This is a genomic window from Paenibacillus ferrarius (genome assembly GCF_002027705.1).
In the GTDB taxonomy this organism is placed as follows: Bacteria; Bacillota; Bacilli; order Paenibacillales; family NBRC-103111; genus Paenibacillus_E; species Paenibacillus_E ferrarius.
Map to the genome: position 1 here is coordinate 217188 of NZ_MBTG01000023.1, position 12440 is coordinate 229627.

The 12440-nt window shown below is 49.6% G+C and carries 9 protein-coding genes; 1 reads left to right on the top strand and 8 read right to left on the bottom strand.

The features are described 5' to 3' along the window. Positions 1–9: 9 nt before the first annotated feature. Complete coding sequence (locus tag BC351_RS23575) at positions 10–945, bottom strand: carbohydrate ABC transporter permease (protein ID WP_079415522.1); 936 nt, start codon at positions 943–945, stop codon at positions 10–12. Positions 946–1142: 197 nt separating this feature from the next. Between BC351_RS23575 and BC351_RS23580 the strand changes: the two genes are divergently transcribed. Beyond that, entirely contained in the window at positions 1143–2342 is a 1200-nt protein-coding gene (locus BC351_RS23580) for an MFS transporter (RefSeq protein WP_079415523.1), read from the top strand. A 99-nt stretch (positions 2343–2441) separates the two neighbouring features. On the opposite strand, the gene BC351_RS23585 is transcribed toward BC351_RS23580, so the two are convergent. The 7 genes from BC351_RS23585 to BC351_RS23620 all read right to left on the bottom strand — a co-directional run bounded on the left by BC351_RS23585 (position 2442) and on the right by BC351_RS23620 (position 12424). Next, positions 2442–4784, bottom strand: a complete 2343-nt coding sequence (locus BC351_RS23585; protein ID WP_158082206.1) for an Ig-like domain-containing protein — start codon at positions 4782–4784, stop codon at positions 2442–2444. Positions 4785–4918: 134 nt separating this feature from the next. Further along, positions 4919–5530 carry a flavin reductase family protein gene (locus BC351_RS23590; protein WP_079415527.1) on the bottom strand — a complete coding sequence of 204 codons (612 nt, stop codon included), beginning with the start codon at positions 5528–5530 and terminating at the stop codon, positions 4919–4921. A 17-nt stretch (positions 5531–5547) separates the two neighbouring features. Continuing rightward, positions 5548–6156 carry an alpha/beta hydrolase gene (locus BC351_RS23595; RefSeq protein ID WP_079415529.1) on the bottom strand — a complete coding sequence of 203 codons (609 nt, stop codon included), beginning with the start codon at positions 6154–6156 and terminating at the stop codon, positions 5548–5550. Further along, positions 6153–7106, bottom strand: a complete 954-nt coding sequence (locus tag BC351_RS23600) for a ring-cleaving dioxygenase (protein ID WP_079415531.1) — start codon at positions 7104–7106, stop codon at positions 6153–6155. The genes BC351_RS23595 and BC351_RS23600 overlap by 4 nt, the downstream gene beginning before the upstream one ends. A gap of 198 nt (positions 7107–7304) precedes the next feature. Next, positions 7305–7748 carry a MarR family winged helix-turn-helix transcriptional regulator gene (locus tag BC351_RS23605; protein ID WP_079415533.1) on the bottom strand — a complete coding sequence of 148 codons (444 nt, stop codon included), beginning with the start codon at positions 7746–7748 and terminating at the stop codon, positions 7305–7307. 1143 nt (positions 7749–8891) lie between these two features. Beyond that, positions 8892–10628, bottom strand: a complete 1737-nt coding sequence (locus BC351_RS23615; RefSeq protein WP_079415536.1) for an ABC transporter ATP-binding protein — start codon at positions 10626–10628, stop codon at positions 8892–8894. 23 nt (positions 10629–10651) lie between these two features. After that, positions 10652–12424 carry an ABC transporter ATP-binding protein gene (locus BC351_RS23620; protein ID WP_208629840.1) on the bottom strand — a complete coding sequence of 591 codons (1773 nt, stop codon included), beginning with the start codon at positions 12422–12424 and terminating at the stop codon, positions 10652–10654. Positions 12425–12440: the final 16 nt, after the last annotated feature.

Genomic DNA, 12440 nt, shown 5'->3' on the forward strand with positions numbered 1-12440 from the left:
CTCCTACGCTTAGTAATTGACCCATTTCTTTTGTCCCGCCCACTGCAGGAACGTGATGAATAATACACAGACGAATAAGATGACAGCCATTGAGGAGGCGTACCCTACACGAAGGTTAACAAAAGCCGTATCGTACAAGTACCAGACGATCATGCTCGTTGAATTAATCGGGCCTCCCGAGGTCAGTACGGCGATTAAATCGAACACCTTAAACGTGGAAATTATCCCTGTGACCAATAAGAAAAAGGAGGTTGGCGACAAGATCGGAAGCGTTATCCGGCGGAAACGCACCCAAGCATTCGCTCCATCGATCTCGGCGGCTTCATACAGATCTCTGGGAATGGATTGCAGCCCTGCCATGTAAATAATCATATTAAAACCGATGGAAATCCACACGGAAATCATCATGACCGAGGACAACGCGAAGGCCGGATCTGCGATCCATTTCGGCGGGTTTGTGAAGCCAAGTGACATTAAGAACTGATTGACAGGACCTGCTGATGGATGAAACAGCACCTGCCATACGACCGCTACGGCAACAACGCTGGAGATATAAGGCATGAAATAGGCCACTTTGAAAAAGCCTTTCCAATATACGTTCTTATTGATGACAATCGCTAATATTAGAGATACGGCCATATAAATGGGCACGGTGAGGACGAAAATGAGATTGTTTTTGAGCGATTTGATGAAAACAGCGTCTCCGAACAGCTTCGTAAAGTTTTCTATGCCAACCCATTTCAAGCCGCTCATTCCTGCAACGAAGTTCCAATCCGCAAAGCTAAGAACGAATGTAGCAATAATGGGGAGCAGTGTCAGCACCGTTACGCCAATCAGCATCGGACTGACGAACAGGAAGCCAGCCAGGTTCTCTTGACGACGGCGGACATTGCGTTTATATCGAACGGGCTTGTCTTGTGTAAGCACTTCTGTTGTTGCAGACATGATATCCTTCACCTCTTACTTGATGTTTGATTGACCTTGTATAGCCTCATTATAGAGAAGGAGAAGAAGGTAAATATAACGTTATTTTGATTTCTTCGTCTCTTATCTTGACCAATTAGGTATGCTTGACGCAACATGGGTATAGCGCTGCGTGCAAGCAGCTAATTAGACTACTTGAGAGGCTGGAAGTCACTGTTATGAGTCATCAGCAAGCAGCAATAGGAAAACCAGTTCCTGCTGGGCGGTTTCCGATTTCTCTTTTCTCTTTAACCGCAGGCGCATTTGCCATTGGCATGACCGAGTTCGTCATTATGGGACTCTTGCCGAATGTCGCCCAGGATCTGCATGTCACAATCCCGCAAGCAGGCCAGCTCATTACGAGCTACGCCATGGGCGTAGCGATCGGCGCCCCGATTCTCGCCTTATTCACGAATAAGCTGCCCCAGAAGCTGCTGCTTGGCCTTCTGATGGTCCTGTTTATCTTGGGCAATGCGATCAGCGTTATCGCTCCCACCTATACCATCCTCATGGGGGCGCGGATTGTGACGGCTCTGGCTCACGGGACCTTCTTCGGTGTCGGCGGCGTCATCGCCATGAATCTGGTACGCCCTGAACGTAGAGCCGGCGCCATTTCTGTCATGATGGCGGGGCTAACGATCGCCAATATTATGGGCGTTCCTTTCGGCACCTTCATTGGACAGCAGCTTGGCTGGCGTGCCTCGTTTGGCGCCATTGTGATCATGGGCATCATCTCGCTCATCGGAATTCTCTTCTTTATCCCGCGTGTACAGCAGGAGAAAAGCGCGGGCATTGTCCAGCAATTCCGCGCCTTAATACAGCCGCGGCTGCTGCTGATGCTGCTAGTAGGTGCTTTGGGAAGCGGAAGCTTGTTCACTGTGTTCACCTACATCACGCCGCTATTGGAACAAGTGACCGGTTTCTCCGAGCATTACGTGGCATGGATTCTCGTTCTATTCGGCTTCGGCGTTACCTTCGGCAACATCATCGGCGGCAAGCTGGCAGACTGGAAGCTCATGCCGGCTTTGCTTGGCAACTACGCGGCGTTAGCCCTTATTCTGATCATCTTCAACTTCACCGTGCATCTCCCGGCAGCCGCTGTAATCACGATCTTCATCTGGGGCGCAGCCGCATTCGGTATTCTGCCAGGCCTGCAGCTGCGCATCATGACAATGGCTAAGGATGCGCCTATGCTCGCATCGACCTCCAACCATTCGGCCAATAACCTTGGCAATGCCAGCGGCGCTTTTATCGGCGGGTGGGTCATCACCCATATGGGTCTTACCTATTTGCCATGGGCGGGCGCTCTGCTGCCGATTGTTGGGCTAATCCTTGGGCTTGTCAGCTATCGACTCGATCGTAAAGAGAAACAGAGTTAAATCTTGCATCCAGCACAAAAAGACCATAAGTACCCACTACGAAGTGGCTCTTATGGTCTCTTTGTGTTCGATGCAGCTTCTATGCTGGCGGCGATCCGTCTAGCTGCGTGTGATGGGCTCAATTAATTTCAACAATTCATTTATATCCGCCTTGTCGAAGGTCGGAATCCCGTCCATATTATACTCTAGCGACATCACATGCAGCACCTGCCTTATATCCCATGGATGATCGTCCGGCGTATAGAAGATCGAAAGGACGGTTTCAGCCGCAACCGTTGCATCTGAACTTGTCACTTTGATTGCCAAACGATTGAGTCCTTCGCTGAGACGAATCGCTTCACTTTGTCCATTCATGACTCCTATTTCCGCACCCAGCACACCGCTTAGCGGATCCTGCTTCCAGATGCGAATGCCGGTATTTGCTTCAGCCGATGCCGGAGTTAAAGTAATCGTATCGTTAGGTCCATGTACGACCGTTGCCAGCCAAGGGGCAGTTGCCGGAAGTACTTTCTCCACTGCTCCTTGCTTCAGCTGTAATTGAGTTAAAACTGGATGAACCACAACGACTACCTCTTGCGATTCTATCCCATTGGAAATACCCTCTCGTTCATAGATGGCTGTGAAGTGATGAGTTCCAGAACTGACACCCGTCAGAACGATTTCCCGAGCCCCATAGACATCGGCGGTTACTCTGGCCTTCTCCACGCCATTGTCTCTCAATGAAATAGAGCCTGGCTGCCCTTGGTCTCCAATCAAGCCGCCAACCGATGCCGTGAATGAGACCCGTTCGCCATATTGGAAATGAGAACTGGGATGGTTGAGAATGAGCACAGTTCCTTGCGTATTCGGCACAATGACCTGCGACAAAGGAGCTGACATCTTGGATTGATGGAACGAGTCTGGCACATACGTTGCTGTAATAGATACAGTGCCCGGCAGCAGATTAGCTGTAGTAAGCGAAGCATCCCCAGCTGCATCCAGCTCAATTTCTGTGCTTGTCATATTGCCGCCGCTGAACATCACTTTTCCTGTGGGAATCAAGGCTTCCCCATTCGTATTGGCCACATGTGCCGTGAAGGTAATCGGTGTTCCATAATAAACGGCCTCTGTCACCGATTTGGTCATCGTTACACGCGTTGGAATTGGATTGATTTGCTGGGTATGGCTGCTTGAGCTCATGGCCGCATAATTTGCATCTCCTGCGTAATTAGCCGCGAAGGTATGCGTACCAACCGCAAGCCGATCAGTTTCCCAAGCAGCTTTGCCATTCACAAGCGTTAACTCGCTTGGCCATAGAATCGTGCTGTCCGTTCCCGTAATTGCAACTACACCTTCAGGAATAGGAAGTCCGGACGTCGTATTCGTCACATGGATCATGAAAGTAATCAAATGGCTATAAACACTTTCATTCGTAGGGGCAACCGTGAGTTCTACTTGAACAGCAGCCTTGGTCACGTACTGGGTGACTGGTGTAGATAGACTCGCTCCATGATTCGCATCTCCGGAGTATTCGGCGGTTATGGATAGAGTTCCGACTGGGAGACTGGCTGTAATAAGTGTAGCAATCCCGTTGCCTTCGATGTTTACCGGTGGTGAAATAACGCTGCCATTGGCTTTGAAAGTAAACTGCCCTGTTGGCGGAAGGTCGCTTCCATTCGTGCTGCCTACATAAGCGGTAAATGTAATTGGCTCGCCGAAGTTCGCAACGGCATTATTTGAACTTAGCGTCGTTGCTGTAGGATTCTTGCTAACCGTATGTATAAAAGGAGAAGCTGTTTGAGCAGCGTGGCTGCCATCGCCTGTGTAACTGGATGTAATCGAATGAGCGCCAGCAGTCAGATTAGGAACAACGATCGAAGCGTGAGCACTGAAATTCTCCAGCTGATCCCAGGTTCGAGAAATGACGTTTCCTTTTTGTCCTTTAAATGTAATTAAACGGGCACTCTTGTCTATGGTAATTCCCTCCACATAGCGATCGCCAGCGATTTTCCACGACTTCACTATTTGGTTATTAGCATCATAACCTATGAGTTGGATTTCTTCCGTATTTTCGTAAAAGCTATACGCCCAAAATGACAGCCCGCCCCATTGAATAACCGGACAATTGCTGCAGGTCAATTTCAAATCTGGTTGAGTTGGTGGAGAAGCTCCCGCCGGTTTATTGACCACGATAGGCTCATCCTCTACCAAGTCTCCCGTGCCAATGAGCGTGGCTCCATCATAAAATGCGACATTTCCCGTAGGTGTCGAACCCCCTCCGCTAGCGTCCGTAACCGTTGATGTAAACTCGACCCTTCCTCCATAAACGGAAGCCGAATCACCCGTTATCTGATTGGAAACCGTTGTAGCAGCATAAGCAGGTTGATGAAGACTTCCTAGTAAAGAAACGAAGCAGACTAAACATAACCATCTCAAACTATACCGCACCTTGTTCTTGTTCATTGTCATCTTCTCCTTGCGTCTCTAGCTAACTACCTCTTTTGCCTACTATTATACCGAAAATTCAAATAAATAGAATAGAAAAAACCACAATCCCCGAGGGGCTTGCGGTTTCTTCTGAGAACTTCCAATCACCCTCAGAGAGGTCGATCTATGGCAAATTGCTCTCCCAATTTCGCATAGGAGTTGCCCGCCAGCCGACTGACTGGCTTAAGCGCCTGAGCATCAATATGCCCGTTCTCATACAGTGACTCTGCGATGTGAAAGTGCACAACACGCCCAATTAATAAATCGGCAGCAGGCGTGCCGTCTGTTCCGCCTAACGGAATGGCTTGCTCCAGCAAGCATTCCATTCGAATGCTTGCCTCGGCAATGCCGGGGACAGCGATCTTCACGCTTTCTACTGGCGTGAGGCCAGCCAAAGCGACCTCGCTCTCCTCCGGCGGCAGCGCGGCAGCCGCCTGATTGATTTGCTCTATATAGGTTTCATCGGAGATATGAACTACGAAAGCCCCGGTGTCTATGGCATTACGCGAAGTGTCCTTGCGCACGCCTTGCTTCCTTTGAACCGAGATCGCCACCATCGGCGGATTCGCCGTCACAATGGTGAAATAACTGTACGGCGCTGCATTAAGCACCCCCTCTGCAGACAAAGAGGTTACAAAAGCGATTGGTCTTGGAATAATGCTGCCAATTAACAGCTTGTAGTTTTCCCGCTCGCTCTGGCTCGAAGGATCAATGGCAAGCATCAGGGATCACCTCCTTTTTAGGCAAAATTCGTCTTGTACCACGCAGCGGCTGCATCCACTTCCGAACGTGTCAATTGGTGCCCTGCTTGCTCCCAGTGCACATGCACCGCCGCTCCCGCTTCACCTAGCAGAGCCGTTAGTTCTTCCGTCTCCTGCGGAGAGCAGATGGGATCGTTCTTGCCAGCCCCGATGAAGATCGGCGTGCCGGCAAGCTCTGGCAGCTGAACACCTCGCCGCGGCACCATCGGGTGATGCAGAATGGCTCCCCGCAGCGCATCGGGATAGTGAAACAATAGGCTGCCGGCGATATTCGCGCCATTGGAGTAGCCCACCGCTACGACATTCTGCCGATCAAAGCCGTGTTCCACGGCAGCTTGATCGAGGAAGTCGTACACTTCCTTGGTGCGGAAGATGAGGTCTTCCTCATCGAAGATGCCCTCAGCCAGCCTGCGGAAAAACCGCGGCATCCCATTCTCAAGCACATTGCCTCTCACGCTGAGCACCGAAGATGCCTTAGAGATCGCCCCGGCTAGCGGCAAGAGATCACGTTCGGTGCCTCCGGTACCGTGGAAGAGCACCAGTACCGGGGCGGCTGCATCCGTTCCTTTTTGATAAATATGCTTCATCGTTGATTCGCCTCCAATACCCGCACCTCAATCGGCGGAAGATTACGCTCAATTTGAGCACGATTCTCCTCGAACCACTCAGGGAGCATCAATTTCTCGCCAAGCGCTTCCGGCTGCTCATCCCGTGCAAAGCCTGGAGGATCCGTCGCAATCTCAAAGAGAATGCCGCCTTCTTCGCGGAAGTAGATCGCGTTAAAGTACTGACGATCTACGATCGGCGTAGGCTGGTAGCCGCTATTTTGCACATGGGTTCTCCACAGGGCGTGCTCTGTGTCATCTTTGGCCCGCCATGCGATATGGTGAACCGTTCCTGCTCCGCCAACCCCATACGCCATCGGAGTCACGTTGATATCAATGACATTGCCTAAATCTCCGAAAGAGATAAATCTGGCATAAGCACCTTCTTGCCCTACTTTCGTGAGACCCATCACCTGCTGCAGCAGGTCTGCAGTTTTGTCCGGGGCCGTGCTGTACAGAACAGCTCCGCCAAAGCCTTTGATCGCTTTCTCGACAGGCACGCCGCCGAAGGACCATTGACTAAGCGCTCCGGATTCACGCTCTACAAGTTCGAGTTTGAGGCCGTCGAGATCCTCGAATTGCAGGTAAGTCTCTGCAAATCTCGAGGTTTTCTCAAAGGGAACACCAAACTGATTCAGTCGTTCTTCCCAGAAAGACAAGCTGCCTGTCGGCACCGCATACGTCGTGATGCCAACTTGACCGCCGCCGATCCGGCCTTTGCGGGAATGTGCCCACGGGAAGAAGGTAATGATCGTTCCCGGACTTCCCATTTCATTCCCGAAGTACAGGTGATAGACTTCCGGGGCGTCGAAGTTAATCGTTTTTTTGATCATGCGGAGTCCAAGAATACCTGCATAAAAGTCTACGGTTTCCTGTGCATTTTGAACGAAAGCCGTTATATGGTGAATCCCAGCTGTTTGATGTTGTGTCATGTGATCCATCTCCTTATTATTTATCATATAGTTATGTCCAAACTGATTTAGAATTAATGAAACAACGCTTCAATCGAGCAGCTGCCTGCGTCCATCGCAGTGCGATGCTCATGTTGCATATTCTTCAATTTAAGAATCTTCAATTTAAGATATTTGTCAAAAGGATAAGCAGTTAACTCCTCTAAGCGGGGAGGATAACTACTTGAATCCATCCTGGGCAAATTTGCCTAGCTTCTTCAGCAATTGACTGGCCATTTTCTTCTCTTCCGTCGTAAGTCCAGCTACTGCATTCTCAATGACTTCCGCATGTTGAGGAAATATGTCTTCAATAAACTGCTTTCCTTTATCCGTAATTTCAGCAAAAATGAGCCTGCGGTCCTCGGTCGAGGTCTTCCGCTTCACATAGTCTTTCTTCTCCAGCTTATCCACGACATAGGTGATATTCCCGCTGCTCATCAGCACTTTGCCGCCAATTTGTTGAATCGCTTGCGCGCCTTTATGGTACAAAAGCTCCAGAACGCCAAATTCCGTTCGATTCAAACCATGTTTGCGAATATCGCGGTCCCCATGGGCATTCACCCATTCACTGGCTCTGGAAAGAGCAATATAGAGATCCAAAGAAGCATTTCGTTCTTCGCTCATCTTCGTTCACCTCATTTCTTTGCAACAACATCTTAACTTGTAATATCTTGATTTAAAGATACTTTAATTCAAGATAAATGTCAATGCTTATTTTTATAAAATAAAGGGCTGTCCCATAAGTAGATACACCTACTTGAGGGACCGCTTTTTTGATCACAATAGAAAGTATAGGTTTTCGGTTCCCGAAAACGTCTTTCTATTTGGGATAAAACCTACCTCTAAACGCGGTCGCTCATCTTTGAATGGCCTCGATAGAGGTTTTCTCATTGAATTCGGAGAGGCTCAATCTTGCCTATTCCAAACTTACTTTTACTTTTCGATTACCTGCAGCTCGGATTTGTACATGATAACCTGACATAAACTGGCTGTTCTGCGTGTGGTCTTCTTTCATGCGTATGACTATAGCGTCCGGATCTATTTCACTATAGCTGTTTCGGGTTCTGATAATCTCTTGATGAGCCTCCTGCTTTCTCTGACTCCAGCTCCAGTTGCTTTCTCTAAACCTGCAATTATGCATCCTTTTTGCTCTTGAAATAGCCTCAACGATTAAATTCCTGCGTTTGTGCAGGCTTTTGAGGCTTTTTCTGGATGAGCGGCCGAAAAAGATAAAAATGCCTGCACAATTGCAGGCATTTCCACTTTTTAACCGAATTCGCTCAGGAATTCCTGTATTTTTGCAGGCTTTTACACTCGGGGGAACTGAACTGATCTGAACTGATCAAGAAGTCTGATCAGGAAGCCCCTTCATCCCACATGAAAGTAATCAACCCCATCATCTATCGACGCTTTCCTACTAAATTGGGCCTATGGGACAGCCTCATCGAACCCGCTCTGAGCCTGCTGAAAAGAGACTGTCGAATCACTTCAGAAGATTTGCCCTGTAATCGATTTGAGAGACAGTTAGTCTGTTCAATAAGCAATTTTTGACCCCCTAAAATAGTTATTCGACAGTCTCGAAAAGGCAGTCTCAAAGGGCGAAGCAGGCAGCATCCCGGCGAAAGCACGCTAAACAAAATTTCTAGCTTTCCTCTTATTGTACGTACGTATCCGCTTGGGAAGCGCATCGACTAGGATACAGCCGCTGCCACTTGTCAAGCTGGTCCTGTAGGCACAAGCTTAGCCTTAGCCTACAGCGGCCGAGCCTTAGCCTTTCTGCAGCTGATACATTTTCGCGTAGCGGCCGCCGAGCGCCATCAACGCCTCGTGATTGCCGCGCTCGGCGATCTCGCCGCGGTGCAGCACGAGAATCTGATCCGCATCGCGGATCGTCGAGAGCCTGTGCGCGATGATCAGCGTCGTGCGCCCTTCGCTGACGACCTTCAGCGCCCGCTGGATCAGCCCTTCCGTCTCGCTGTCGATACTGGCCGTCGCTTCGTCCAGAATGAGAATGGACGGGTCGAACGCCAGCGCTCGGGCGAAGGAGATGAGCTGCCTTTGGCCGGAGGACAGCGTGCTGCCCCGCTCCACCACCTGCTCGTCATAGCCGTTAGGCAGCTGTTCGATGAAGCCGGAGGCGCCAACGTCGTGCAGGGCGCTTTTCACGCGGTCTAGTGAAATGTCTTCATTATAGAGGCTTACATTGAATTTGATATCTCCCGCAAACAAGAAGGGATCCTGAAGAACGATCCCCATATGCTTGCGCAGCGCTTGCTTGGACATCTTCGTGATGTCGCTGCCATCTATTGTAATGGCCCCTTCACTGGGCTCATAGAACCCAAGCAGCAGGTTCATAATGGAGCTTTTGCCTGATCCCGTATGACCCACAAGCGCAACCGTCTCGCCCTTGCGTGCTTCGAACGAAATATGCTTCAGTACGTTCTCCCCTTCTTTATAAGCAAAGGTTACGTTATCGAATTTCACGATACCTTCGGGACGGGCAGTTGTTCGGTCAACTTTCTCTACCTCCTGGCCTTCCATATCCAGAATCGTGAATACTTTGTCCGCAGACACAAAGGCTCTTTGGGCATTCGTCAGTTGATCGAAAATCCCGATAATCGGTTGAAAAATTCTCCCCAGATAATCAATGAAGGCATAAAATACCCCGAAAGAAATCACAGCTTGCAGCGATTCTCGGCCAAAATACCAAATCACCACAGCCGTTACCAAGCTTCCAACCGTCCCCACAATGTTACGTGAAGACAAGGAATAAATACGGAACTGTTTGACCTGATTCACATAACGATCCTTGTTCAGGACCTCGAACTCTTCCAGCGTCACTTTCTCTCTGCGGAAAGCTTGGATGATCGGCATGACGACGATGGATTCATTGATCATCGCATTCATATCGCTAAGCCGCGCGCGCATGATGGTGATGAAGATTTTGGAATACTTCAAATGGATCGACATGATGACCACGAAGATCGGCGGCAATACTAAACAAAAAGCAGCCAAATGCCAATCCAAAATGAACAACGCCACAAAGATCCCGACTAATTGCATCATGCTGACGACGAATGTCGCCATGAAGCTCATGAACAAGTCGCGAACAGCTTCGGTGTCATTGGCAATTCGCGATACGACCTGACCGATCGGCGTATTATCGAAATAGCGCAGCGATATGCGTTGAATATGGCGCATCAAGTCCATGCGCATGTTCTTGATGATTTGCAGCGCCGTCGATTGCAGCAAGTATCCTTGCGCGTAGTTGCAGATACTCGCGAAGAGCAGCAAGCCCATGTATAGGCCTAGCAGCTTGAGAACCGGTGCCATTTGGCTGATGCCAGGTGTGAGATGCTGATCAATAATGGTCTTCGTGATATATGGACCGGCCAGCTCCGCGCCAACTGCGCAGCACAGAATTAGCAGGGCGCCAATAATTCTAAATTTATAGACGAGCGCGTAAGCAATAAGTCTTCTCGTCGTGGATGGTTTTTGGTTCATCGAATCCTCCTCTCTTCCGCTCGTCATTCTTCCAGGCTCGCTTCCATTTGTTGGCGTTCCCATTGCTCACGGTACCAGCCGCCGAACTGCATCAGCTCTTCGTGGGTTCCTTCTTCGAGAATTCGTCCTTCGTCCAGAACGAGGATCCAGTTGGCATGACTCACAGCGGAAAGACGGTGAGTGGTGATTAACGTCGTTTTGCCCGCACGCTCTTTGCGGATGTGCTGAAGAATACGGCTTTCCGTGCGCGCATCAACAGCAGATAAGGAGTCATCGAGCAGCAGAATCTCTGAGTTGATAAGAAGCGCTCTGGCAATGGCCAAACGCTGTTTCTGACCGCCGGACAGCATGACGCCATTTTCCCCGACAATGGTCCCCAGACCTTCGGGCATTTGGCTGATATCTTGCGTGAACGAAGCCATCTCAATAGCCCGTGCAATCTCTTCCGGCGAAGCGTTGTGCTTGCCAAGCGCTACATTGTCTCTGATGGACTTGGACAGCAGGAGGTGCTCCTGCGGCACGTAAGCCACCCAGCTTTTCACCTGATCCAGACTAATTTGTTCAATCGACTGACCGGCTATGAGCAGCTTGCCTGGCTCAACGGGGAATTGGCGCAGCAATTGTTTGAGCAGTGTGCTTTTGCCGCTGCCCGTGCGGCCTACAATGCCTAACGTCTGCCCGCGTTCCAATTGGAACGAAATATTGACGAGACTTGGATGATTGGCAGTCGGGTATGTGAAGCTTAGCCCTTTCATTTCAATCCGTTCCGGCACATCTACAGAAACCGGCTTCGCCACATCGACAATATCGGCTTCCTGCTTCAAAGCCTTATCCAAACGGTCCGCCGAGGCACTTCCGCGCTGCAGAACATTAATAAACTCCCCGAAGGAAATCATCGGCCAGATCAGCATACCTAGGTAAATATTGAAGGAAATAAGCTGTCCCAACGTAATCTCTTGATGAAAGACTAGATAAGAACCATAACCGATACCAATCGAGTAGCTAAGCCCAACGATCAGCGTAGTGAGCGGCTGAAATAGCGTATTCAGCATAGAAACCCGGCGGTTCTTATTCATAACGTCGGACGTCACTTTATCGAAAGCCGTCAAGTCATGATCCTCTTGGACATAAGAACGAAGGACACGAATGCCAGAAATGGACTCCAGCGCATGATCATTCATTTGGCCGAAAGAAGCCTGCGCCGCGAGGAAGCGTGTTCGCACGCTTTTGCCAAGCTTATTGATGACAATCACTAGAATAGGGAGCGGTATAAGCGCAGCCAGCATTAGCTTGTAGCTAATCAACGAAACCATCGTGATAATGACCACGGACGCCCCGACCAGCGTGTGAACAAGCGTCATCACCCCATAGCCAGCGGTCTGGCCTATTGCAAGCACATCATTCGTAGCCAGAGCCATTAACTGCCCCGTGCTGTTGCGTTGAAAGAAGGCCGGTGTCATTTTCGTCAGATGCGTCAACAAACGACCTCGAAGCACCTTCTCAATGAGCGCTGAATTGCCGAACAATGTCGTAATCCAGACGAACGTAATTACATAGAGGAACAAAGATAAACCTACAAGAATGAGAACAGTCTGATTCAGCTGTGAGGACGTCAAGTTCCCACTGCGAATATGATCAATGGTATTCCCTATTAATTTCGGGGGGACTGTCGCCAATAAATTCACACAAATCATTAAGCTAACAGCAAGCACGTAGTATTTCCATCTTTCTTTGAAAAACCACTGCAGTTTAATGACAAAAGACAAGCCTTCCACCTCTTTCCATACTGTTTCCATTTTACATACGTATTGA

Excerpts from the sequence above, each read along its gene's own strand:
- BC351_RS23575 (WP_079415522.1), bottom strand. The coding sequence starts at position 945 with ATGTCTGCAACAACAGAAGTGCTTACACAAGACAAGCCCGTTCGATAT.
- BC351_RS23580 (WP_079415523.1), top strand. The coding sequence starts at position 1,143 with ATGAGTCATCAGCAAGCAGCAATAGGAAAACCAGTTCCTGCTGGGCGG.
- BC351_RS23585 (WP_158082206.1), bottom strand. The coding sequence starts at position 4,784 with ATGAACAAGAACAAGGTGCGGTATAGTTTGAGATGGTTATGTTTAGTC.
- BC351_RS23590 (WP_079415527.1), bottom strand. The coding sequence starts at position 5,530 with ATGCTTGCCATTGATCCTTCGAGCCAGAGCGAGCGGGAAAACTACAAG.
- BC351_RS23595 (WP_079415529.1), bottom strand. The coding sequence starts at position 6,156 with ATGAAGCATATTTATCAAAAAGGAACGGATGCAGCCGCCCCGGTACTG.
- BC351_RS23600 (WP_079415531.1), bottom strand. The coding sequence starts at position 7,106 with ATGACACAACATCAAACAGCTGGGATTCACCATATAACGGCTTTCGTT.
- BC351_RS23605 (WP_079415533.1), bottom strand. The coding sequence starts at position 7,748 with ATGAGCGAAGAACGAAATGCTTCTTTGGATCTCTATATTGCTCTTTCC.
- BC351_RS23615 (WP_079415536.1), bottom strand. The coding sequence starts at position 10,628 with ATGAACCAAAAACCATCCACGACGAGAAGACTTATTGCTTACGCGCTC.
- BC351_RS23620 (WP_208629840.1), bottom strand. The coding sequence starts at position 12,424 with ATGGAAACAGTATGGAAAGAGGTGGAAGGCTTGTCTTTTGTCATTAAA.